This is a genomic window from Parabacteroides sp. Y3-G-102 (assembly GCF_023656845.1).
Classification (GTDB): domain Bacteria; phylum Bacteroidota; class Bacteroidia; order Bacteroidales; family Tannerellaceae; genus Parabacteroides; species Parabacteroides distasonis.
In genome coordinates this window covers 1-23,504 of sequence record NZ_JAMOKU010000051.1, presented here as the reverse complement: position 1 = coordinate 23,504, position 23,504 = coordinate 1, and the positions used below count along the sequence as shown (strand labels likewise).

Annotated in this window: 17 protein-coding genes; 3 read left to right on the top strand and 14 right to left on the bottom strand. The window is 45.3% G+C overall.

The features are described from left to right. Positions 1-10: 10 nt before the first annotated feature. Genes NBH16_RS19555 through NBH16_RS19545 form a run of 3 tightly spaced genes read right to left on the bottom strand, consistent with a single transcriptional unit; the run spans position 11 to position 2,407 of the window. On the bottom strand, positions 11-1,087 hold the full coding sequence (locus NBH16_RS19555; protein WP_022192255.1) for a TIGR04133 family radical SAM/SPASM protein: 1,077 nt from the start codon (positions 1,085-1,087) through the stop codon (positions 11-13). Positions 1,088-1,090: 3 nt separating this feature from the next. Beyond that, positions 1,091-1,561 carry a radical SAM-associated putative lipoprotein gene (locus tag NBH16_RS19550; RefSeq protein WP_008773789.1) on the bottom strand — a complete coding sequence of 157 codons (471 nt, stop codon included), beginning with the start codon at positions 1,559-1,561 and terminating at the stop codon, positions 1,091-1,093. Between the two features lie 3 nt (positions 1,562-1,564). Beyond that, positions 1,565-2,407: a radical SAM-associated putative lipoprotein gene (locus NBH16_RS19545; protein WP_122380103.1), complete on the bottom strand. Its 843-nt coding sequence runs from the start codon at positions 2,405-2,407 to the stop codon at positions 1,565-1,567. Between the two features lie 129 nt (positions 2,408-2,536). Between NBH16_RS19545 and NBH16_RS19540 the strand changes: the two genes are divergently transcribed. After that, positions 2,537-4,384, top strand: a complete 1,848-nt coding sequence (locus tag NBH16_RS19540; protein ID WP_005853867.1) for an ABC transporter ATP-binding protein — start codon at positions 2,537-2,539, stop codon at positions 4,382-4,384. Between the two features lie 82 nt (positions 4,385-4,466). Continuing rightward, the gene (locus NBH16_RS19535; RefSeq protein WP_227713591.1) at positions 4,467-6,896 is read left to right on the top strand and encodes a glycoside hydrolase family 95 protein; all 2,430 of its coding nucleotides are present in this window, start codon (positions 4,467-4,469) and stop codon (positions 6,894-6,896) included. 60 nt (positions 6,897-6,956) lie between these two features. Here NBH16_RS19535 and NBH16_RS19530 read toward each other — a convergent pair whose 3' ends face one another. The 8 genes from NBH16_RS19530 to NBH16_RS19495 form a co-directional block, all read right to left on the bottom strand. Further along, a complete protein-coding gene (locus NBH16_RS19530) occupies positions 6,957-8,177 on the bottom strand; it encodes an OprO/OprP family phosphate-selective porin (protein ID WP_009275551.1) in 1,221 nt (406 codons plus the stop codon). Positions 8,178-8,217: 40 nt separating this feature from the next. Further along, on the bottom strand, positions 8,218-8,892 hold the full coding sequence (gene phoU / locus NBH16_RS19525) for a phosphate signaling complex protein PhoU (RefSeq protein WP_005853873.1): 675 nt from the start codon (positions 8,890-8,892) through the stop codon (positions 8,218-8,220). Positions 8,893-8,923: 31 nt separating this feature from the next. Continuing rightward, positions 8,924-9,676, bottom strand: coding sequence for a phosphate ABC transporter ATP-binding protein PstB (gene pstB, locus NBH16_RS19520; protein ID WP_005867076.1), 753 nt, complete (start codon positions 9,674-9,676; stop codon positions 8,924-8,926). Between the two features lie 15 nt (positions 9,677-9,691). Then, positions 9,692-10,579, bottom strand: coding sequence for a phosphate ABC transporter permease PstA (pstA, locus tag NBH16_RS19515; protein WP_005867077.1), 888 nt, complete (start codon positions 10,577-10,579; stop codon positions 9,692-9,694). 8 nt (positions 10,580-10,587) lie between these two features. Continuing rightward, on the bottom strand, positions 10,588-11,775 hold the full coding sequence (gene pstC / locus NBH16_RS19510; RefSeq protein ID WP_121961093.1) for a phosphate ABC transporter permease subunit PstC: 1,188 nt from the start codon (positions 11,773-11,775) through the stop codon (positions 10,588-10,590). A gap of 272 nt (positions 11,776-12,047) precedes the next feature. Then, positions 12,048-12,290: a DUF6722 family protein gene (locus NBH16_RS19505; protein ID WP_008778724.1), complete on the bottom strand. Its 243-nt coding sequence runs from the start codon at positions 12,288-12,290 to the stop codon at positions 12,048-12,050. 91 nt (positions 12,291-12,381) lie between these two features. Further along, positions 12,382-13,878 carry a butyryl-CoA:acetate CoA transferase gene (locus tag NBH16_RS19500; protein ID WP_005867081.1) on the bottom strand — a complete coding sequence of 499 codons (1,497 nt, stop codon included), beginning with the start codon at positions 13,876-13,878 and terminating at the stop codon, positions 12,382-12,384. Positions 13,879-13,979: 101 nt separating this feature from the next. Next, positions 13,980-14,435, bottom strand: a complete 456-nt coding sequence (locus tag NBH16_RS19495; protein WP_121961092.1) for a hypothetical protein — start codon at positions 14,433-14,435, stop codon at positions 13,980-13,982. Positions 14,436-14,695: 260 nt separating this feature from the next. Here NBH16_RS19495 and miaB point away from each other — a divergent pair, with 260 nt between their 5' ends. Further along, on the top strand, positions 14,696-16,069 hold the full coding sequence (gene miaB / locus NBH16_RS19490) for a tRNA (N6-isopentenyl adenosine(37)-C2)-methylthiotransferase MiaB (protein WP_005853885.1): 1,374 nt from the start codon (positions 14,696-14,698) through the stop codon (positions 16,067-16,069). 60 nt (positions 16,070-16,129) lie between these two features. Here the strand turns inward: miaB and NBH16_RS19485 are convergent, their stop codons facing one another. The 3 genes from NBH16_RS19485 to NBH16_RS19475 are packed head-to-tail and all read right to left on the bottom strand — an operon-like array spanning position 16,130 to position 22,516. Then, the gene (locus NBH16_RS19485; RefSeq protein WP_008778723.1) at positions 16,130-17,773 is read right to left on the bottom strand and encodes an alpha-L-rhamnosidase-related protein; all 1,644 of its coding nucleotides are present in this window, start codon (positions 17,771-17,773) and stop codon (positions 16,130-16,132) included. Between the two features lie 24 nt (positions 17,774-17,797). Continuing rightward, positions 17,798-19,384 (bottom strand): RagB/SusD family nutrient uptake outer membrane protein, encoded by a 1,587-nt coding sequence (locus tag NBH16_RS19480; protein WP_008779922.1) that lies wholly within the window; start codon positions 19,382-19,384, stop codon positions 17,798-17,800. A gap of 21 nt (positions 19,385-19,405) precedes the next feature. Continuing rightward, entirely contained in the window at positions 19,406-22,516 is a 3,111-nt protein-coding gene (locus NBH16_RS19475; protein ID WP_250788984.1) for a SusC/RagA family TonB-linked outer membrane protein, read from the bottom strand. Between the last annotated feature and the right edge of the window lie 988 nt (positions 22,517-23,504).

Sequence of the window (23,504 nt, the reverse complement as noted above, 5' to 3'; positions counted from 1 at the left end):
TTGACAGTTGTCAACTGTCAACTAGCCTTTTATAGTGGCATACGAGCAGATTCCCCTCATCATCGTATAAGTGCATCCCGTTGCCTTCGCAATAACGGAACATCTTACAATCCGCGCATTCCCCTTTTTTAGCCCACTGGCGGTTACGATACGGTTTAAACTCATTATTCCAGATATCAATGAAATCGTCTTTATAGATGTTCCCTTGGTGGAAGTTCGCCCGTATACTGGGACAACCGGAGATAGCGCCATCAGCGAGGACAGAGGCCGTATTGATACCGGCGTTGCATTGGAAAATCGAGTCTCTCACCTCTGCCTCATAATTCCCGAGGAAGCCCTCACAGCCGTAGCTAACGTGTATTTTACCCTCTTTCCGGCAGAAGCGGATGAAGTTCATGACCCATGTAAACTGCTCGTTCGTCAGTTGCAAATCGGTCTCAGTCGCGGCACGTCCAACTGGGAAGATCGTAAAGATACGCCACCGTTTTACGCCCATCTCGATCAAGAAATCCTTGAAGAGCATCAAATCCTTGAAGTTGCGTTGGTTTACGCAAGTCACCACATCCCAGATGATCTCCTTTTCCTCGGCCAACATACAGATGGCATTCAGTGCCTTCTCGAAACTTTTAGGATTACGGCGAAGCCAGTTATGCGCTTCCTCGAAACCATCCAAGCTGATAGTCGCCGAGTGCAATCCGGAAGCCAAGAGCGAGTCGAGCCGTTCCCGGGTCATCAGATAACCATTGGAGACGATCCCCCAAGGATATCCCCTGCGATACAGTTCCAACCCGCATTTCTCGATATCCTTACGAACCAGCGCCTCGCCTCCGGTAAAGATGACGAGCACTTTGTTCGGCTCGACGTAAGGCGTGATATCGTCTATGACTTTCAGGAAGTCTTCGACAGGCATATCCGGGACAGAGGCCGAGACATGGCAATCGCTCCCGCAATGACGGCAGGATACATTACAACGAAGCGTACACTCCCAAAAGAGTGTACGCAATTCATGTAATTTAGCCCTGTTCTTCTTGATACTTCGAAAAAGCTCTAGGGCGATACGTTTTTTGATGTTTGGGCGTTTGTCCATATTTTATTCTTTTTTCTCTTTAAGTTTGATGTCGGGGATGTTAACCTCTGCTTTCCCATGGAACCAAGATTTACCTCCCTCAAATCCTTCGATCTTGACATCTATCGAATCCGTCTCAAATGATCCGTTTTCAGGCCCGTCAATATCTTTAGCGATAATGCGTACGATGCCCATTGGGGAATCCTCGAATTTTATATCGTAACTTCCGTCTTTTTGGGTTTGGGGTGATTTATATATTTCGCTTATATATGAGGGAGATAATACGTTATTATATATGCCCCCATAGTTGATCTCTATTCCTTGGATGGGATCTCCGTTCATATCTGTAACTTTTCCTTTCAACTCGTATTCTGCGTAAGGGCTACCATACTCATCTGTAGCGCCACAGGAAGTAACGCTGAAGCCTAGTAGAGAAAGAAGCCCCGCTAAAATCCAGTTAAAACCTTTTAATATGGAATGATAAACTGTTTCCATTTTCTAGTTTTTGCGTGTTAGTTGGAAGTTAATTTCTTTTGATCCTTTACCTATTAACATCCCTTTCCCTTGTAATAATTCAATTTCGGCGAAATTTACGATAATAGAATCAGTTTTGCAAGCGTTTGGGTCATTCCAATACGAAGATAATTTTGTGTAGATGGTATGTTCGATAGCCGTAGCCTTATCGTAGGTGAATTGATATCGTCCGGTCTCATCCGTGATGGCCGGAAAGCAGGAAAGGTCGTCCTCTAGAGTAGGGGTATATGCCGGTGAGGTTAAGATTGCGACTCCGGCCAGCGGATAGCCTTGATCATCAGTTACTTTTCCGTAGATCGTGTACAATGCGTAAGGTTCCGTATGTGTATCTACATATTCCTTAAGTGTGATCTTGATTTCCTTAGAGGCACTACCTTCGTACCATCCATCACCTCCGGTAAGTTGCTCGCTGTCGAAGATTACTTGAGTCGTATCGGATGCGAATTGTCCTCCGTTCATTTCTTCGTCTATGTCTTCCGTGATGAATCGGTATTTTAGGATCGGAAAATCAGTTTTCTTCCAATCAAACTCTCCGTTAGCGTCAGTCCTTACGGTATCGGTATGCAGCCATCCGTAAGGATAAATTCTTGCGTCATTTCGATTTATACGTATTTGGGTGTTAGGTATCGGATTATCGTTTGTATCCACGACTTTTCCTTTTATCTGAAAATTGGCGTAAGGAGTGCCATATTCACAAATTATGGGACCTTCTCCCTCGTCGTCAGTGCAGGAGAAACCTAAAAGCATTAATAAACTCGCCAATACGCAGTTGGCTTTTTTCAACAGTTGCAAGTGCATCCTTTTCATGGTGTAAATTATTTTTATTTACGATTCTATTTATTTGATGAATGGGGCAGCAAAATAGTTGCATGCGAATGCGTAAGAAAATGTGATGACTTTTTGTATCTTTGCCACTTCAATGTAACAGATCAATTTATGAGAGATTTCATACGTATTTTAAAGCGTTTCGTTCCCCCTTACAAAAAGTATATGGTTCTGAACATCGTGTTCAATGTACTTTCCGCTATCTTGAACCTGTTTTCTTTCGCCTTGATTATCCCGATCCTTCAGATCTTGTTTAAGATGGATGAGGGGAATTACACCTTTATGGATTGGAATTTTAACGCGGGAAGCTGGGAGTCGTGGAAAGCCTTGCCGGAGTTGATCAAAAATAACTTTTTTTGGTATGTATCCGATCTGATAGAGGTACACGGAGGTTCGTTCGCCTTGATTATGTTGGGAATCTTCCTGATCGTGGCGACTTTCTTGAAAGTGGCGACCATGTATCTGGCCTTTTATACGATGATCCCGATTCGAACCGGAGTCGTTCGTGATATCCGTAATCAGATTAACAAGAAGATTACGCAGTTGCCGTTGAGCTTTTTCTCGGAGGAGCGAAAAGGGGATATTATCGCCCGTGTATCCGGAGACGTGAACGAGATTGAGACATCCATCATGAGTTCATTGGACATGTTATTCAAGAACCCGATCCTGATCGTGATCTATCTGGTGGGTATGATCGCTATCAGTTGGCAACTTACCGTGTTCGTCTTGATCCTGCTGCCGTTGGCGGGTTACGTAATGGGACAAGTCGGCAAGAAATTGAAACGGAAGTCTTTGGAAGGACAGCAACAATGGGGATTCCTGATGAGCCAGATCGAGGAGACATTAGGCGGACTCCGTATTATCAAGGCCTTTAACGCCGAGAAGAAGATACAAGACCGTTTCGAGCGAAGCAATGATACCTTCCGCCGGTTGACAAACCGTATCTATCGCCGCCAACAAATGGCGCACCCGATGAGCGAGTTTTTGGGAACCGTTACGATCGCTATCGTACTTTGGTATGGAGGTACGCTGATCTTGAGTGCGAATAGCCCGATCGACGCTCCTACGTTTATTTATTATCTGGTTATTTTCTATAGTATTATCAATCCTGCGAAAGATCTAAGTAAGTCGGTTTATGCGATCCAGAAAGGTCTGGCCTCCATGGAGCGTGTCGATAAGATCTTGAAGGCGGAGACGGATATCCATGATCCGGAACATCCGAAGAAGATCGCCTTGAAAGAGAAAATCAGTTATAAAGATGTTTGGTTTAAATATCAGGAAGCTTGGGTCTTGAAAGGAATCAATCTGGATATCCGGAAAGGAACAACCGTGGCTTTGGTCGGTCAATCCGGTTCGGGTAAAAGTACCTTGGTGGATCTATTGCCTCGCTTTTATGATGTGAATAAAGGGAATATCCGTATTGATGATACGGATATCCGTGAGGCCACCCTTTTCGATCTTAGGGGATTGATGGGAAATGTCAATCAAGAGGCTATCTTGTTTAACGATACCTTCTTCAACAATATCGCTTTTGGAGTGGAAGGAGCTACGATGGAACAGGTGGAGGAAGCCGCCCGCATCGCCAACGCTCACGATTTTATCATAGCGAGTGAGAAAGGTTACGATACCAATATAGGCGACCGAGGTGGAAAACTGTCTGGTGGACAACGCCAGCGAATCAGTATCGCCCGTGCGATCTTGAAGAATCCCCCGATCTTGATCTTGGATGAGGCCACATCCGCCTTGGATACGGAATCCGAACGTTTGGTACAAGAAGCGTTGGAGAACTTGATGAAGAACCGTACGACCGTAGTGATCGCCCACCGTCTCTCTACGATCCGTAACGCGGATGAGATCTGTGTGATGCATGAGGGTGAGATCGTAGAACGGGGCAAACACGAGGAGTTGTTGGCTTTGGATGGCTATTATAAACGACTATGTGATATGCAAAGCTTTTAGGGTGATACTGCAACCCGGGTTGCAGTGGATCGCCTCTTCGGCTTTTGATGGAAAAACAATAACAAGGAATAATCGTATGAATATGAAAGGACTTTATTTGATTTTGTTATCGTTCCTTTTCGGTTGTAATTTGCCGGATATGCAGACCGGGAAGGAGGTCTCTTATTATTTTGACCAACCAGCGCAGATATGGGAAGAAACCTTGCCTTTGGGAAACGGCCGTATCGGTATGATGCCGGATGGTGGTATTGAGCGGGAGAATGTGGTCCTGAATGAGATCTCCCTGTGGTCCGGAAGTAAGCAAGATACGGACAATCCTTATGCGTATTACTCTTTGGCGAATATTCGTCGCCTCTTATTTGAGGGACGGAATGACGAGGCACAGGATTTGATGTATAAAACTTTCGTCTGCAAAGGGACCGGAAGTAATCTGGGTGACGGTGCGAACGCTCCGTATGGGAGTTACCAATTATTCGGAAATCTAGTGCTGAGATATACGTATCCGAATGAATCGGATTCTATCGCTGAGTATCGCAGGCGGTTGAACCTAAGCGAGGCTATCGCTTCCGTCTCTTTTAAAAGGGGGAATGTGAATTATCAACGGGAAATGTTTACCTCTTTTTCCGGGGATCTGGGAGTTATCCACTTGGTAGCGGATGCGGATCGGGCCTTGAATTTCTCATTAGGTATGAATCGTCCGGAACATGCGGCGATCTTTTTGGACGGAAAGGACTTGCTGATGCAGGGACAATTGCCGGACGGGGTGGATACGTTGGAGATGAAAGGGATGCGTTTCGCCTCTCGTGTCCGTATCGTCTTGCCGAAGGGGGGAGATTTGACCGCAACGGATAGTAGTTTATCGGTGCGAAGTGCCTCGGAAGCGATTATCTTGGTAAGTTTAGGTACGGATTATTTCGATAAAGACGGCGTCGGACAATCCTTGGAAAAATACTTATCGCAAGCGGAATCTAAGGATTTCTCCACCTTGCGCCGGGAACATACATTCGCTTATCGCTCCCTGTTTGATCGGGTCTCTTTGGATTTGGGAAAAGGCGAAAGGGATCATCTTCCGATCCATGAGCGTTTGGCCGCTTTCGCTCAAGATAAGAACGATCCGGGATTGGCGGCTTTATATTTCCAGTTCGGTCGATATTTATTGATTTCCTCGACCCGGCAGGGATTACTGCCCCCGAATTTGCAAGGCTTGTGGTGTAATACGATTCATACGCCTTGGAACGGGGATTATCACCTAAATATTAATTTACAGATGAATCATTGGCCAGCGGAGGTCACGAACCTCTCCGAGTTGCACCTTCCGCTGATCGAATGGACGAAACAGCAAGTCCCTAGCGGTGAACGTACGGCCAAAGCTTTTTATAACGCACGGGGATGGGGCACGCATATTTTAGGTAATGTCTGGGAGTTTACCGCCCCGGGCGAACATCCGTCGTGGGGAGCCACGAATACATCCGCCGCATGGCTATGCGAGCATTTGTACACGCATTATCAGTATACATTAGATAAGGCGTATTTGAGGGATGTTTATCCGACGATGAAAGGGGCTGCCCAATTCTTTGTGGATATGCTGGTGCAAGATCCCCGGACTAAATATCTGGTGACGGCACCTACTACCTCTCCGGAGAACGCTTATAAAATGCCAAACGGAAGTGTCGTGAGTATTTGTGCCGGATCGACGATGGACAATCAGATCTTGCGGGAATTATTTACGAATACCATTGAGGCCGCCGGGATTTTAGGTGTGGATAGCGCGTTCGCTGCTGAGTTGGCGGCGAAACGAGATCGCTTGATGCCTACGACGATCGGTAAAGACGGCCGTATTATGGAATGGCTCGAGCCGTATGAGGAGGTAGAGCCTACCCATCGTCATGTCTCTCATTTATATGGGCTTTATCCCGGGAATGAGATATCGATAGAGCATACGCCGGAGTTGGCAGAGGCGGCTCGTAAATCCTTGGAGGTCCGTGGCGATCAAAGCACGGGCTGGTCGATGGCTTGGAAGATTAATTTCTGGGCCCGTTTACAGGATGGCGATCATGCTTATAAATTGCTGGGTGATTTGTTACGTCCCTGTGTAGATGAGCATACGAAGGAGGTGAAGGGAGGAGGCTCTTATCCTAATTTGTTTTGTGCCCATCCTCCTTTCCAGATTGATGGTAATTTTGGAGGAACAGCCGGTATTGCGGAGATGTTGATACAGAGTCAATCCGGATTGATCGAGTTCTTGCCCGCTTTGCCATCTGCTTGGAAAAACGGAAGCTTTAGTGGTTTAAAAGTCCGGAATGGCGGAGAGGTGTCGGCTAAATGGACGGAAGGTCTGTTGACGGAAGCTCGATTGAAAGCGATCGTTCCCGGTTCTTTCCAGATCAAGCTTCCGGCGAATTCCGCGAACATGAGCCTCAAAAAGAACCAAAAGCCGGTTTCCCTACCTGTAGTCGATGGAAAAGTAACAGTGGACTTGTTACAAGGGGAAGAGTTTGTGTTGCAATTCTAAGTTACCATTCTGAGGGGATGAGACGCGGCATGCTGCGTCTCTACAACAAATGAGAAAAATTTAATATAACGGTAATCTATAAATGAAACCGATCGAAAGGCGTGCGGTGTCGTCCAAAGAGGCATCGAGCGCCTTCGCTCGTTCAGAGAGGTTATATTTTTTACCTATGGCGGTCAAGAAGATATGTAGATTATCATCGGCCATCGGATAGAACTCTAGTCCTCCTTGATACCCCCATGCCGTACGGTATTTTCCTTTCTCGTAAGTATCGTAGGCTTTATAGATCGATGCGCTTTCATACATTCCTTTTGCGAATAGTTGCCATTTGGGATGAAAACGATATTGTATTTCTCCCACCAGCGAAAGATAATCGATGTTTTGCATACGAACTGGTGGTTCCGGTTCCTCTTCCTCTTCTCCGGCGACTTCGGGCTGAGTCAATTCGGTCAATAATCCTAACGGATCTAATTTCCCCCGTGAATACATGACATCGAAATAAGCATAGACCGGTCCGGCCTCTATACTTTGACCGGTAAAGACGCTATACATATATTTTCCTTGGGCTTGCTCCGCGGCGGATACGGAGTATCGTAAATGAATCAACTCATCCAGAAAGTTACCGTTCCAGTTCAATGTGTAAAACAAGGGAACTCTCGGTTTCTTAAATCCTTCCGGCAGACGTCCATACTCATCTTCCATCGATCCCATACGACTGTTCGTCACCTGTAAGCGGATCTCTTGTGACTCATTCGGCTGATACCCCAGCCCGATTCCCGTAAGGTAGCAAAGGGAGTATTCATTCATATCGCTATACTCATAAATAAGCAAAGGATTCTCGTCGTACTCAAAACCACCGTAGAACACATCTTGTTTTCCGGCGGTTAAGGTAAAACGCTCATTCAGTTTATAGCCAATATACGCATATTCGATCGACTCATTCAAATTCTCCAAGGCTTGTCCCTCATAACCGCCATTCAGCGTTTGGCGATACCAATAGAATAACCGATCGTTCACTTCTCCGGTAACATCAATTTTGACATCCCTGAAACGAAAGGCGGCTTCATCCAGCTTCCCCGAGAAAAAGTCCGCGTTGAATCCTGCATGCATCTCCAAGTCCAGATTGAAAACCTTGTTGCGTTTCGGAATCTTAGTTGCGTATTCAAAAAGAGATACCGAAGAAGAATCCCGCTCTGGGATCGGAGAATTTGTCTGAGCGTAAGACGTTAACGCGGAACCGATAAATAAGAAGGCCGACAGCCAAGCCACTGTGAGTCGTTTCATTTACTGATGTTAATTATTAAAGTGGCCGCAAAGATACGAATTATTGCTCGGTTTTGCCCATATGCTTCATGACTTTAGCGTCCAGATAGAAAATGAGTTCTTCCGCTATATTCGTACAATGATCTCCGAAACGTTCCATTTTCCGGATAACACCGGCCATATATAACCCTGCCAACGCGCTACCTTTATGCTCCTCTATATATTTGGCGATAATAGCGGTAGAATTATGATTGATCTCATCGATCAAATTATCCTTCAAGAAGATACGGGAAGCGATCTCTGAGCTTTCTTTCTCAAAAGCCTCTTTGGTGAGTGAGATCATGCTTAATAACTCCGACAGCATTTCTTCTACCCGGGTTTCCTTGACCAGTTGCGGGTCAATCGGTTCTCCCTCGGGAAGGTTTCCTGCGAAACGGGCGATGCTTTCTGCGAAATCTCCCAGACGCTCTAGGTTTGTATTAATCTTATACATCGCCAATACGAAACGTAGGTCGATCGCTACCGGTGCGTACAAGGCGATGATATCCTCGCAATCACTGTCGATCTTTAGCTCGAAAGCATTTACCCGGCGTTCCCGGCTGATTACCTTATAAGCGAGTTCCTTATCTCCGGTAAGCATAGCCTCCCCTGCGTTGTATAATTGCTGGTGAACCAATGCCCACATCTCACTGATACTATTTTTTAAAGAATGAATCTCCTGCTCTATAACCTTCATACTCTTCTAATTTTCAATTTTTAATTTTCAATTACCCAAACCGTCCGGTAATGTAATTCTGTGTAGACTCTTTCTCCGGATTGGTGAAAATCTTCCGGGTATTATCATATTCAATCAATTCCCCTAAATAGAAATATCCGGTCTTGTCGCTAACACGAGCCGCTTGTTGCATATTATGGGTAACGATTACGATCGTATAATCATTTTTCAGCTCATGTATCAAATCCTCGATCTTACTGGTTGAAATCGGGTCCAACGCGGAAGTCGGCTCGTCCATCAACAAGATAGAAGGCGAGATCGCCAAGGCACGGGCGATACATAAACGTTGCTGTTGTCCGCCGGAAAGAGCGAATGCCGATTCTTTCAGTTTATCCTTTACCTCGTCCCAAAGGACGACCTGCTTTAAAGTCTTGACCACCGTCTCCTCAATATAATTCTCATCGTTGACACCGTTTACCCGCAGGCCATAAGCGACATTCTCATAAATCGTCTTAGGAAAAGGATTCGGTTTCTGGAAAACCATCCCCACGTTTTTACGTAAGCGATCCACTTTCTCACTTTTCGTATAGATATCTCTTCCATCAATTAGGATCTGACCTTCCATGCGAGTGCCCGGAATCAAATCATTCATGCGGTTGAACAGGCGGAGGAAAGTAGACTTTCCGCAACCGGACGGTCCGATGAAAGCGGTGGACGTATTCGGCTCTATCTCCATGGAAATGTTCTTCAACGCATGGAAATCCCCATAATAAAAGTCTACGTTTTTAGCATCAATCTTTATCATAATTGTCTTATTTTTTTAATTCATTTTTACCTTCTTGGCGAAATAACTACGCAAGGCATTTGCCAAAAGGTTTACTAATAATACGATGACAATCAGTACGAGTGCCGTGCCATAAGCCATTCCCCGGGAAGCCTCGATATCCGTACCGCTTGTAGATATAACATATAAGTGATAGGGTAATGCCATACATTGGTCGAAAATACTTTTCGGTAATTGCGGCAAGAAATAAGCGGCCACCGTAAAAAGGATAGGAGCGGTCTCTCCGGACACACGCCCGATCGAAAGAATCAATCCCGTAATAATATTGGGGAACGCCATCGGTAGCACGACCCTGCGAATGGTCTGCAATTTCGTAGCCCCTAACGCTAGGCTACCGTGGCGGAAAGAATCATCGATACTTTTCAAAGCCTCTTCCGTCGTACGGATGATAAGTGGCAAGGACATCAGCGCCAAGGTAAACGAACCCGCTATAATAGAGTCTCCCCATCCCAAGGTGCTTACGAATAGAGACATACCAAATAACCCGAAAACAACGGATGGGACACCACTTAGATTATTCGTCATGATACGGATGAAGCGGATGAGTTTCCCGTTCGTGGCGTACTCGTTCATATAAATACCACTCATGATGCCGATAGGAAAACTAATCAAGCTACTTCCGATCACTAAATAGAGTGTACCTACGATAGCCGGAAAAATCCCCCCGGAGGTCATGCCCTCTTGGGGTGCTTGTGTCAGGAAATCCCAACTGATCACGCTCGCTCCCTTTAAGATAATGAATCCCAGTATTACGAATAAGATCACTACTACCAAATAACTCAGGAAAGAAAAGAAACCGAAAGCAACCTGTTGAGAGGCCCGTTTTCTCTTGTCTATATTCCCTAAATGTTGAATAGGTGCCATATCTTTAATTAAATTTTACGTTTGGATGAAATATATTCTACGGCGATGCTCAACCCCAAGGTGATGAGGAACAACACGACTCCCAGCATAAACAAGGCTTGGTAATGTGCTCCACCTGCGGGGGCCTCACCCAATTCCGCCGCTATCGTGGCAGGAATTGTCCGTACCGGTTCGAAGAACGAGGTAGGGATAACGGCGGCGTTTCCGGTTACCATCAATACGGCCATCGTCTCACCGATCGCACGTCCTATACCTAATACGACAGCGGACGTGATACCGGATATGGAGTAGGGGATTATTACTTTATAGATGGTTTGCCATTGCGTGGCTCCCAATGCCAAGCTGGCCTCTTTCATGGCTCGTGGTGTAGTTCGCATGGCATCTTCCGCTACCGTGATGATGGTCGGCAACGCCATGATCGCTAAAACCACGCTTCCGGCGAAAGCGGTCTCGCCTACCGGAAGGTCTAAGGTCTTTTGGATAAGGGGAACGATCACCACCAATCCGAAGAAACCATAAACGACTGAGGGAATACCTGCCAGCAACTCGATAAGCGGTTTTAATAAATTGCGTGTTTTTGTATTGGCGATCTCTGCCATATAGATCGCTACCGCTACTCCGAAGGGGAGGGATAAGGCGATCGCACCTATACTTACCAACAGCGTTCCTAGTAATAGAGGGATCAGCCCAAAGATCGGAGCGGGAGTTGAGGTCGGATACCATTTCGTCCCTCCAAAGAATTCCGAAGGCTTGATCGTGGCTCCCGATATGATTTTTCCCGTAAAGTTTTCCGACTTGTATTGTTCCGGAAAGAATGCGATAATCCCGGGCTCTTTATGGATAAGTTCATTGATTTTCTCGGGAACATATTGAAATTCTTCACCTAGCTCTTCTTCCGTATAATAGTTGGTTAGATCCGAGAACCGGAAGACTAGTATATCTTGATTTTCTCCGTTTAAATCTTCCCAATTGGTGATATTGGCATCGAAGACATCCATGATTTGCTCGGGCGACAAATGTTCGACCGGATTTTCCTGATTCACGGCCAATATATATCCTTCCTCTACCTCCGGGCTGTTAAAAAGACCTGCGGCCTCTTTAAATAAGAAGACAATGATCAACAAGATCGTAAAGCTACTGACGCTTCCACTGATCAAAAATCCTCCTTCCACTAATTTTTCAATAAACTTTCTCACAATCTTTGCCTATTTATTCTGATGCAAAGAAAGGATATCCATATTAAGAAGCTGTTAAGCCTGTTTGAAAGAATTATTACAAACATATTACGAGTTTGTAATATATACAATTGAAATAAAAAAGGCTCCGTTATGCGGAGCCTCAAAATATATTGGAGATTATAGATTTTCTAGCCATTTTTTACCAGGCTTGGTATATAGCCATACGAGGAATCCACCTCCAACAATAGCACTGATCGTGAAAACTAAACTTAGCATATCCATAATAAACCTTATTTAAAAATTTTATTTCCAATCCAGGCGAATATCACTGTTGCTATTCCACCAACGATAGCTCTATATATAAATATTGACTCTTTTAGCTCTGTATCAAAAGTAGCAATACCTCCAATAACCAGACCCGCAAAAGTTAATTTAGCCAAATCATAGAAGAACTTTCCCAGGTTTTCTCTACGGGATTGATCTCTTTCCCTGCTTTCTTTTTTTTCATCCTGTTGTTTCTCCCAGTTTCCCATATAACAAAGATATGAATAGTTTTTAGATAAACAAAAGGCCATCCCGAAATTATTCGGAATGGCCTTGAGATAAGTATGTAATATGTTTGTATTACTTATTATACTTGCTCCAATCCACATTGTGCATATCTCCGCTGGCCGCTAGTTCCTCATGGAAAGCGAAACAGCATTTCAGGTTTTGAGGCGTATGTCCCTTGATACCCATAGCGAGGTACTCTTCCAATAACGGTTTGTAATCCGGGTGAACACAATTGTCGATGATACAACGAGCGCGTTGGATCGGAGATTTACCGCGTAAGTCCGCTACACCATATTCCGTGATGATGATCTTCACGGAGTGCTCGCTATGATCCAAGTGAGATACCATCGGTACGAACGCACTGATCTTTCCATCCTTCGCCGTAGACGGAGTCGTGAAGATCGACAACATAGCCGAACGGGTAAAGTCGCCGGAACCACCGATACCATTCATCATACGAGTACCGGATACGTGTGTAGAGTTGATATTACCGAAGATATCAGCCTCCAAAGCCGTATTGATCGCAACCAAACCTAAACGGCGGGCAACCTCCGGATTGTTTGAGATCTCTTGCGGACGAAGCAAGATCTTATCCTTGAAGAAATCAAGATTAGCGTAGATCTCACGGATCACCTCGTTACTTACGGACAAAGAGCAACCGCTGGCGAATTTAACGCGACCTTGTTTCATCAATTCGATAACCGCATCTTGAATAACCTCAGTATATACATTGAATGCGGGGATAGACTCATTAGCTCCCATGCAGCCCAAGACTGCGTTAGCCACGTTACCTACGCCACTCTGCAATGGAACGAATTCTTTCGGAAGACGGCCGGCCTTGATCTCGCTAACCAAGAAGTCCGCAACGTTTTTACCGATCGCCATCGTAACATCATCCAGCGGAGAGAATTTTCCACCTTCATTCGGCTCATCGGTCCTTACCACACCAACGATCTTAGCCGGGTCTACTTTTACACAATCGTTACCGATCCTGTCAGAAGGAGTGTAGATAGGGATCTCACGGCGTAAAGGAGGATCAGCCGGCTCGTAAATATCATGCATACCGCGGATTTCTTTCGGGTGACGGCAGTTCAACTCAACGATGATACGGTCTGCCATACGACAGATAGTAGGTAAGATACCAACACCTGAAGTCGGAACGATCTCACCATCCTCAGTAACATCGGCAGCCTCTACGATCGCTACATCGATCTTACCCAAGAATCCGTAACGCAAGCTTTGTGCCAATTCAGACAGGTGCAAATCGAAATATTGTGCCTGATGAGCGTTTAATGCGGCACGTAAGTCTTTGTTCGATTGGTACGGTGTACGGAATTTGATGGCGTTAGCGCGAGCCAACTCTCCGTCTAGCTTATCACCGGTAGAAGCACCGGTAAACATACCGATTTGGAAAGGGTTACCTTTAGCGTGTTCTTCCGCTGCCTTCCGGGCGATAGCTCCGGGAACGACTTTCGGGCATCCTGCGGGTGTAAAACCACTGAAACCAACATTGTCATTATGATGCACATAAGATGCGGCTTCTTCAGCTGTAATGAATTTTAATGCCATGATAATTAGTTTTTATGTTTTTAGGTAAATACTTACTGTTCAATATTTCGGGCGCAAACTTACATAAAATTACGCTGAATCGAATATAAGTGTGGCGTAAATTAATACTTCCGGTTTAGAATCTCCGCACAAATGATCGCTTTCTTCAATTCCTCGATGTCTCTGAAGGTATCTTCCGGCATAAGCCCCGGTTCTTCCTCGATAGCACTCATCCTTACGGATGGCCGGGTCGCGATATGATTCGGGATATTCTTCTCGGCGGAAAGGAATGGAGATGAGGCAGGCGATGAGGTTACGACTTGCGGTTTCTCAACCTTTGGCGTTACCTGCTTTTGTCGGGGAGCGGGCTTAGGTTTTTGCGTTTCCTTTTGCATATCCTCCAGTATCTCCCAGAAGCCTTTTCCTTCTGTAGGCTGGTCATTAGGCACGATTTCCCTGTCGGGTTGCCCCAATATATCGGGGCGACTCTTCTTCTTTTTGTCTTTCGAACTGAATAAGCCACTGACGGCGGCGATAATCAGGAAAACAATATATAACCAATCTCCTACGTTATCCATAAACTTTGATTATTTTTGCACCTCCAAATGTAAGAAGAATAATTGAGAAGTGAAAAGATGGGAGTATATAAAACATCAGATAGGTATAAAAGTAAATAAGGGTAACTTCACAGCCACCCTTATTCGATTTAACCAAAACCTTAACTATGAAAAAATTTACGTTTTTCGAATGCAAATATAACGGTGGGATTCGAACTATGCAAGCGTTTGCGTAATTATTTTTAAGAATCTTGCTTATTTAAATTCTATTAACATATAGTATGGTAAATCAAGAAAACGGTGTGGACTTAAAATCCGCTACCCAAAGCGATGAACGAAAGTTGTTTATCGAGACCTACGGCTGTCAGATGAATGTGGCGGACAGCGAAGTTGTAGCTTCTATCATGAAGATGGATGGCTATAGTATGACGGAGAATATCGAGGAGGCGGATGCCATCTTCGTGAATACTTGCTCCGTACGCGACAACGCCGAACAGAAAATCTATGGGCGGCTACAGTATTTCCAGTCTTTAAAGCGGAAAAAGAAGTCATTAATTGTCGGTGTATTGGGATGTATGGCCGAACGAGTGAAGGAAGACCTGATTCATGTGCATCATGCCGACTTGGTGGTAGGACCGGATTCTTATCTGGACTTGCCGAACTTGGTGGGAGCGGTAGAGCACGGAGAGAAAGCGATCAACGTGGAGCTTTCTACCCAAGAGACCTATAAGGATGTTATTCCTTTGAAGTTACCGGGTGTACATATCTCCGGTTTCGTGTCTATTATGCGCGGTTGTAATAATTTTTGTACGTATTGCATCGTACCTTATACAAGAGGACGCGAGCGTAGCCGGGATATCGAGAGTATCTTGAATGAGATACGGGATATGCACGAGAAAGGCTTTAAGGAAGTTACGTTGTTGGGACAAAATGTAAACTCCTATTCTTTCGAGAAAGAAGGTGAGACCATAACCTTCCCGATCTTGTTGGATCGTGTGGCGAAAGAGGTTCCCGATATGCGAATTCGTTTTACGACCTCCCATCCGAAGGACATGAGCGATGATACCTTACGTGTGATTGCCGCGAACGACAATATCTGTAAGTTTATCCATCTGCCTGCCCAATCCGGCAGCAGTCGCATCTTGAAGGTCATGAATCGTAAATATACTCGTGAATGGTATCTGGACCGTATAGCGGCGATCCGTCGTATCGTACCGGATTGCGCTATCTCGACTGATTTATTTTGCGGTTTCCATTCCGAGACCGAGGAGGATTATCAAGAGACTTTATCCTTGATGCGTGAAGTGGGATATGATAGTGCTTTCTTATTTAAATATTCTGAGCGTCCGGGTACATATGCCGCTAGCCATTTGGAGGATAATGTACCGGAAGAAGAGAAGGTACGCCGTTTGCAAGGTATGATCGATTTGCAAAATAAGTTGTCCGAGGAAAGTAACTTGCGGGATATAGGCAAGACTTTCGAGGTTCTGATAGAAGGATTCTCGAAACGTTCCCGTGAGCAGTTGTTCGGACGAACCAGCCAAAACAAGGTGGTTATCTTTGACAAGAAGAACTATCATGTAGGTCAATTCATAAAAGTCAAGATTCATAAGGCTTCCTCGGCAACCCTGTTCGGGGAACCTGTGGAGGAATAAGAAAAAGAAAACGCCAATACGTTCCATTTCGAGCGATATTGGCGTTTCTCTTATTATCTTCTATCTTTGGAATATCTCCGGGTATTTGTTGATGAAATAAACCGGCGTGCAACTCCATGCGTGGCAATAACTATTGATCGGGAAAAATCCGTAAGGTGATAATTCGTCATTGTTCGGATCATATACCTCCCAGAATGTATCGGCTCCTTTATTCACCATGCCGCCCCAATAACTGGTTAAGAGCGAACGGGCCTCTTGCCGCATTCCACATTTCAACAAGGCTTCCATTACATAATGATAAGCGTACGGACATCCCGGATAGCATGCGTCGGGCATCGATAGGACGGTGGCCATTGCTTTTGCTCCTTCCTTGGCGGTAAGCGTCTCCGATAGGATCATCCACACTTGTGATAGGTAAGACACCTGACGGTTAGGGCCGCTTACGATCACCCCGTTCTTTTGGTCATAGAATGTTTTCCGGGCGGCTTTCTTTATCTGGCCGGCGATACGAGGCCAATCTCTAGCCTCCTTCTCTTTTCCCAGCATTTTAGCTAGCTCATAGCTTTTCTCTAATGAGAATGCCGTAAGTCCCTGCATAGATGCTTGGCGATCATAATTATCTTTCCAGTCGAATACCAACCAATAAATCGGTTTCTTTTGCATATCGTAGATCCAATCGTCCGAGTATTGACGCAAGGCCATCTCTATTTGGCGGACCACTACCGGCCATAAGTCCAAGGCGACCTCCTTGTCTCCGGTCTCTTTCAGGTATTCCAGCAACGCTACGTTATACAGCAGGGAATAGTCCAAGCAATGCGTACCGTTTTGCGGATGAGGGGTCGGTGTCTCCAATACGGTGGCGTGCAGCAGTCCTTCATCATTGGCTAGAGCCGCTAATAAATAGAGGCAACGTTTCGTCAAGTCGTGGTTTTTATACGACCATGCGTTCGCTAGCGCCTCCAGATACAAGTCTCCGATCCATAACCGGCGATCCCGTTTCGGGCCATCCTCATAGACGGTCTGCATACATTCTTTTAATGTAAGCAATCCTACCTCATTGATTTTACGGATCAAGGGATCGGTCGTGGAAGCCAGTGGCAATGGAGCCGTCTTAGCCGATGTCTGCGCACGGAACGTTAGCTTGTCGAAGGCGAAATCGAAACTGGAAGCGCCTAGCAACTCTATCTTGAGATACCGGAAAGACACCCTTCTGGGAATGGAGGCCTCTATGGGTACGGTCATTAGCGTCATCACCTCATCTTGTAGCCAAGCCCTTGACAGACCGCCCGGATAAGGGTCGAAAGGCGTGTTCAATTCCGAGGGAACTTCGGCGAACGTGAATTTGATACGTACCGGAGCGTCCGAAACCTGTTGGCTAAGGAGCTTGAGCGAGAAATCCAAATAACCCGTCAGATGCTCACCGAAGTCAACTATAACCGATGGATGTTTCTTCAGGGACTCATTGAATAACAGGTCCGTGCTTCCTTCGTCCCGCATGCGCCAACCTTGGTAGGCTGACGCGTCTTTGATGGAAGTGACCCGTTTGACCGGCTTATGTTCCGTATAGGTTAACACTGGCTTGCAGGCCTCACTCTTTTGAAGCCATGAAGCGCTTTCTTTGAAATAACGACTTTGTGCTGATAGGGTGAATACACCGACACAGCATAGTAAACTTAGCAGGATTTTCATATGTGCTCTTTTCATGATGCGAATATAAGAATAACTTCGTTAATATCCGGGATTTTGTTTAAGCTCGCTGTTCAAGTCGATTTCTCGCAGAGGTATGGGCAACAAGCATTTATCTGGGTTGAACAGATAAGCGTTCGCCACGGGTTGAACACCGTCGGGCCAATAATAAGATTCGGGATTTGCCTTTATCTTTTGTCCATGTCGTGTCATGACTTCCACGGCTCGTCCCGTTCTCAGAAGGTCTGTCCAGCGTTTGTTCTCGAATGCCAGCTCGATCCGTCTCTCTTGGTAGATAGCCTCTCTCAACGCATCTACATTCTGGGATTTGACAGGAGCTAATCCCGCCCTTCCCCGGATACTTGCTTGCCCGAAGGTGTCATTCAGATAATGGATAGCCTCGTCCGGCCTATTCTGCTCGTTGATAGCTTCCGCCAGAAAGAGCAATACCTCCGCGTACCTGTAGACCGGCCAGTTGTCATCCGTGTAATAGGGCTTTATATGCTCATGAAAATATTTTTTGATAAAAGGATAGGCGGTTATTCCCGGAGCTGGCTCATAGTCAACTATACTTTTCACGCCGGTAGCGTCGAGGGCGTAGCTATCGGTGAGCTTACCTTCCACCATACCGATGGATGCGTCCAACCGTTTGTCTCCCTTTTCGTATGCGTTGATTAGATCGATCGTAGGTGTGTTAAACCCACCATGGTCTACGTTGGAAGGACAAGGATTAGGGGTTGTTCCCGTGATGGCAGACGGATTCGTCATATAGGGCAAGAATCTGTATATGAAATCACTTTGTTGTCCTAATGAGGCGTCTTGCATGTATTGGATCTCGAAGATAGATTCCTTATGGTTCTTGTTCGAGATGGAATAGATGGAGCCGTAATCCGCTAATAACTCATACTCGCCTGAGGATACCACCTCTTTCAGCGTTTGTTCTGCTTCCGCCCATCGTTTTAGTACCATGTATACGTTTCCCAATAAGGTCTGTGCGGAGCCTTTGGAAACTCTTCCTACCTCTTGCCTTGATTTTACAGGTAGGAGATCACTGGCTTCTTGTGCGTCTTTCATGATTTGCTCATATACTTCGTCTACGCTCGCACGGGGTTTAAATGCCTCCTCATACACGGTAGAGGGTGTCGTATGCAGAGGTACGCCGCCAAAGTATTGTACTAGGTTGAAATAGCAGAATGCCCGAAGGAACAAAGCTTGTCCTTTGAGGTTGCTTTTTGCTTCTGCGTCAAAATCCGCTTGGTCTATTTCTGAGATAATCCGGTTACATCGTCCGATGATTACGTAGCAGTTATTATACTTCGTACCGACATTACCATTGGTGGATGTCTCAAGGAACTGATCCGGATCTTCTCCGTCTAAGGATGATTTGGCGATATGGATGATATACGTCGTATTATCCGATTTGGCCTCTCCCAGATTCCACTCTTCCGTGTTGTACATGTTCCGTAAAGGTTCGTAAGCTCCATTTACGGCTTGCCTGAAATCCTCCTCGTTCTGGTAGAAGTTCTCGGCTGTGATCTCGCTATACGGCGTAAGATTCAAGAAATCACTACAGGAGGCACAACTACATCCTAAAGCGATGCTTATGGCTATATTGAATATCGTTTTCATATATTTTGTATAATTAGATAGTTAGAAGTTAACATTTAAACCCAGCGTAATGGTCCGTGGAACGGGATAGGTGGTATAATCGAATCCTTGTTGCAAGCTATTCGCCGTCGTTCCCGTATTGCTGATATTCACCTCCGGATTAGCGCCGATGTAGCTAGTGAACGTATATACGTTCTGGAAACTGACGTAAGCTCGCAAACCTTTAATGATATCCCGGTTTCTTAACGGAACTTGGTAGCCTAAGGTGATATTCTTGATCGTCAAGTAGTTTCCGTTATAAAGGAAACGGGAACTGAACCAGTCACGTTCTGGTGCCGTGGTACCCATCTTGGTCGTTCCATAACGGCCGTTACCCGGATTCTCCGGTGATTTCCAGCGATTGTCTACCGCTTTATACACGTTGAACACACCATCCAGATTTCCAGCGAACTGATCTACCATATTGGCTAACTCAAAACCAAAACCGCCGGATACGACAATTGACAAATCGAAATTCTTGTAGGTGAACGAGTTTGTCATGCCTACTATCCATAAAGGGACCGGATTGCCGATGATATCGCGGTCATCCCCTTGGGTAACTTTGCCATCCCCGTTCACATCCTTGAAGCGAATGGTTCCGACATCGGCTTGTGCGTGCTTCGGGTATTTGTCGAATTCTTCCTTGTTCTTGTAGACCCCTTCCCATACTAAGCCGTAAAACTGTCCGATCCGTTCCCCTACTTGCGTGATGTTGTTACCGATGATCGGGGCGTCATCTACACCCAGTTGCAAGCATTTATTGTCATTGTAAGATACGTTCAGGTCGGTAGTCCATTGTAATTTGCCTGTCAGGTTCTTGGAGGATACGCTTAATTCATGTCCCCAGAACTTCAGTTTGCCTGCGTTCGACTGGATATTGTAGAAGCCGGAAGAGATCGGTACCTCTAGCGAGAACAGCAGGGCGTCCGTTCGCTTGCTATAGTAATCGTACATGATGGATAAGCGATTATTGAAGAAACCGACATCCAGACCGACATCGACTTGCTTATTCCTTTCCCAGCCCAGATTCGGGTTTCCCATTCCCGAGATGCTTCTGCCGCTGGCTAAGGCGTTATTGAAGTTGCTGTTCGTGGTAGTGATCGTTGCCAAATGCGTATAGTTACCGATTTGGTCGTTTCCCACGATACCGTAGCTGATACGGGCCTTGAGGAAAGAGATCGTTTTCTCCAATGGCTTCATGAACTCCTCGTCCGAGAGTATCCAGCCCGCCGATACGGATGGAAAATTACCCCAACGATTGTTCTTACCGAAACGGGAGGAACCATCCCTACGCATTGCCGCGCTTAAAAGGTACTTTCCTTTGTAATTATAGTTTATACGGCCGATATAGGATAAAAGGGACCATTCGTTTATGTTTCCATCCGCCGTGATGGTAGGGGCGGCATTGAATGTCGATATTTTATCGTCGGGAAAGTTCGTTCCGGTCACCATCGTATATTCGCTATGATATTTTTGTGCGGATATGCCGAACAGGAGATCAAAGGAATGATCTTTTATCTGCTTGCTGTAGGTGGCGGTATTCTCCCACAGCCAAGTGTAGAATAGATTATTGGATTCCTTCGCTTCGGGGATCTGATAGGGAGCCTTATAGATCTCTCCGGAGGTGGAGGGCTTGAACGAGTTCCATTTATTCTGTGTCAAGTCCGCGTTGATGCTGGTCTTTACTTTTAAATCTTTGACCGGCTCTACCTCCAAGAAGGCGTTCGCGATCAGATGGGTGTTCTGGGTCTTGTTCTTGTTGAGGCGAACCACATTATACCAGTTTGGGTTATCGAACAATCCCGGTCCACTGGCCACAAGCGGAATACTGCCATCCTCATTCTTATAGGGGGCGAGAGGTGTTGTCAACATAGCTCCTTGCAGGATGGAACCTTTATCTTCCGTCCAGTTACCGTCCGATTGCGGGCTATTATTGATGGAGAAGCTAGGCGCTAGGTTCACGCCTACCTTGACGATCTTCGAGAATACGTATTCCGTATTGGCTCGTGCGGAGAACCGTTGGTAATTAGAGTTTGTCAACACTCCGTCTTGGTTGAAATAGCTGGCTACGGTGGATGATTTAAACTTCCCGTCTCCATTGCTGTACGACAAACTGTAATTCTGGATAGCGGCGGGACGGAATAATACGTCATACCAATCCGTGCCTTTACCCAGCGCTTCGGGATGCTGGTAAGCGGGATCGACCGCCAATCCGTTCTCTTCGGCGATCTCTTTCCTGAACCGTGCGTATTCGGAGGCATCCATCATATCCGGCCTCCCTTTCTCGGGTACGTATTGTATGCCTCCATATACGTCGACGCTTAGTTTTTTCCCTGATTGGGCAGTCTTTGTCTGTATCAATACGACTCCATTGGCAGCCCGGGAACCGTAAAGTGATGTGGCAGAAGCGTCTTTTAGCACACTGATACTTTCTATCTCGTCTGGATTGATCGTGCTGATATCGCCCACGATAGGCATTCCGTCCACTACATAAAGAGGCGTGGTTCCTCCGGACAGTGACGCTTGTCCCCTAATTCGCATGGTCATTCCTTGTCCGGGTTTACCGGATACTTGATTGATTTGGACACCGGCGAACTTGCCTTGCATCTTTTGCGAGATCTGTGCTACGGGCATATCCGCCATCTCTTCCGACTTGATGGATTGCACGGAGCCGGTTACCGCCCGCTTGATCTGTGTTCCGTACCCGACTACTACCACTTCATCGAGCTTCTGCGTGTCTTCCCGCAGCTGTACCTTGATATGATTCTCTCCTGCGCCGACCATAACGTCCTTGCTGTTATAGCCGATAAAAGATACTTGCAGGGTTTCACCATCCGATAATTCGATCGAGAATTTACCATCTAGATCCGTGATTGTCCCATTATTGGTACCTTTCACCACTACGTTCGCCCCGATGATAGACTCTCCGTTGGCGTCGAGCACGACACCTGTCACTTTTCTTGTTCTCTGTTGGGTTACGGAATTATCCTTCCGCTCCGTAGACGGGTTCTCTTGTGATGGGTTTGTAGCGATTGCCAATGCCGGCGATACGCAGAGGAAGAGCAAAGACAATGATCCCATCGCCACATTCCAAGTTCTCATTTTACTTTTCATACTTTTCATTTGTTCATAATTGAATAGATAATGTTAACTACATACGATAAGTCTGATAGATTCAGATTAACTAATACATTATTAGATATACTCCATAGGCTATATGTTATAAAGTTATTAAGTACCGTAGGAACTCAATGGGTAATTTTATGTATAGGATATTAGAGGAGAGTGGTTTAGGATTGATTGCCGATCTGTCATGTCATTTATGTAACAAGAAATGTCATTTTTGTAACCATTTGATTCTTATTACTTCCCATCTTTGCCATATCGAAAGAGAGAGATAGTAAGGATTTAGTTCCTACGGAACTGTGGTTTTTTCTTGCGTATTATTTTATGGTACACGTACATAATTATGTTTAGAGCTTCCCTTCTCATAGTAGCGACAGCTTACCTTGATTTTTATTAGCCGTTCTTTTGGGTTCTTAATGCATTGTACTGATATTTTTCAGGAGTGGTACCTTAAGTATGAAATAAAAAAACTAAATCATCTACCATATCTGCCATTATCTATATAAGTATCTAATTATAAGAAATTTGTTGAATGGTGGTAGATAATAAACATCTACCACTATCAGCTTGCATCTACCACTATTTACTGCTTTTCAACCACTAAATGCAGCCGTTCACTATTCGCTAACAACATTACTCGTTCTGCGACGGTATACCAACTGGTTGCCTGCTTGGTTATTTGTATACCTTGTGTATGGATTTAATGTATTGAATAATAGGTATTTATAGTTTTTTAGGCATAAAACAAAAGTTTTCATAGCGGAAAACTTTTGTTTTGTGCTTACGAAACTTTAGTTTTCCCTAGAAGAAACTTTAGTTTTCTCTAGGAGAAACTCTTTGTTCCCCTAAGGGAAATGTCTTTTCCTGATTTATCTAGACACTTTTTTTGTTTATAAACGTAATCAGTAGACAGTAGTTATAAAGTAATACTGATATAGTAGTCACTTCTTTTAACTTCATACTGATAACATAGACA

What these genes read in the sequence shown, in the direction of transcription:
- NBH16_RS19500 (WP_005867081.1), bottom strand. Translation starts at nt 13,878, where the DNA reads ATGGCATTAAAATTCATTACAGCTGAAGAAGCCGCATCTTATGTGCAT.
- NBH16_RS19505 (WP_008778724.1), bottom strand. Translation starts at nt 12,290, where the DNA reads ATGGGAAACTGGGAGAAACAACAGGATGAAAAAAAAGAAAGCAGGGAA.
- miaB (WP_005853885.1), top strand. Translation starts at nt 14,696, where the DNA reads ATGGTAAATCAAGAAAACGGTGTGGACTTAAAATCCGCTACCCAAAGC.
- NBH16_RS19475 (WP_250788984.1), bottom strand. Translation starts at nt 22,516, where the DNA reads ATGAAAAGTAAAATGAGAACTTGGAATGTGGCGATGGGATCATTGTCT.
- NBH16_RS19535 (WP_227713591.1), top strand. Translation starts at nt 4,467, where the DNA reads ATGAAAGGACTTTATTTGATTTTGTTATCGTTCCTTTTCGGTTGTAAT.
- NBH16_RS19545 (WP_122380103.1), bottom strand. Translation starts at nt 2,407, where the DNA reads ATGAAAAGGATGCACTTGCAACTGTTGAAAAAAGCCAACTGCGTATTG.
- NBH16_RS19495 (WP_121961092.1), bottom strand. Translation starts at nt 14,435, where the DNA reads ATGGATAACGTAGGAGATTGGTTATATATTGTTTTCCTGATTATCGCC.
- NBH16_RS19480 (WP_008779922.1), bottom strand. Translation starts at nt 19,384, where the DNA reads ATGAAAACGATATTCAATATAGCCATAAGCATCGCTTTAGGATGTAGT.
- NBH16_RS19530 (WP_009275551.1), bottom strand. Translation starts at nt 8,177, where the DNA reads ATGAAACGACTCACAGTGGCTTGGCTGTCGGCCTTCTTATTTATCGGT.
- pstB (WP_005867076.1), bottom strand. Translation starts at nt 9,676, where the DNA reads ATGATAAAGATTGATGCTAAAAACGTAGACTTTTATTATGGGGATTTC.
- NBH16_RS19540 (WP_005853867.1), top strand. Translation starts at nt 2,537, where the DNA reads ATGAGAGATTTCATACGTATTTTAAAGCGTTTCGTTCCCCCTTACAAA.
- phoU (WP_005853873.1), bottom strand. Translation starts at nt 8,892, where the DNA reads ATGAAGGTTATAGAGCAGGAGATTCATTCTTTAAAAAATAGTATCAGT.
- NBH16_RS19485 (WP_008778723.1), bottom strand. Translation starts at nt 17,773, where the DNA reads ATGAAAAGAGCACATATGAAAATCCTGCTAAGTTTACTATGCTGTGTC.
- NBH16_RS19550 (WP_008773789.1), bottom strand. Translation starts at nt 1,561, where the DNA reads ATGGAAACAGTTTATCATTCCATATTAAAAGGTTTTAACTGGATTTTA.
- NBH16_RS19555 (WP_022192255.1), bottom strand. Translation starts at nt 1,087, where the DNA reads ATGGACAAACGCCCAAACATCAAAAAACGTATCGCCCTAGAGCTTTTT.
- pstA (WP_005867077.1), bottom strand. Translation starts at nt 10,579, where the DNA reads ATGGCACCTATTCAACATTTAGGGAATATAGACAAGAGAAAACGGGCC.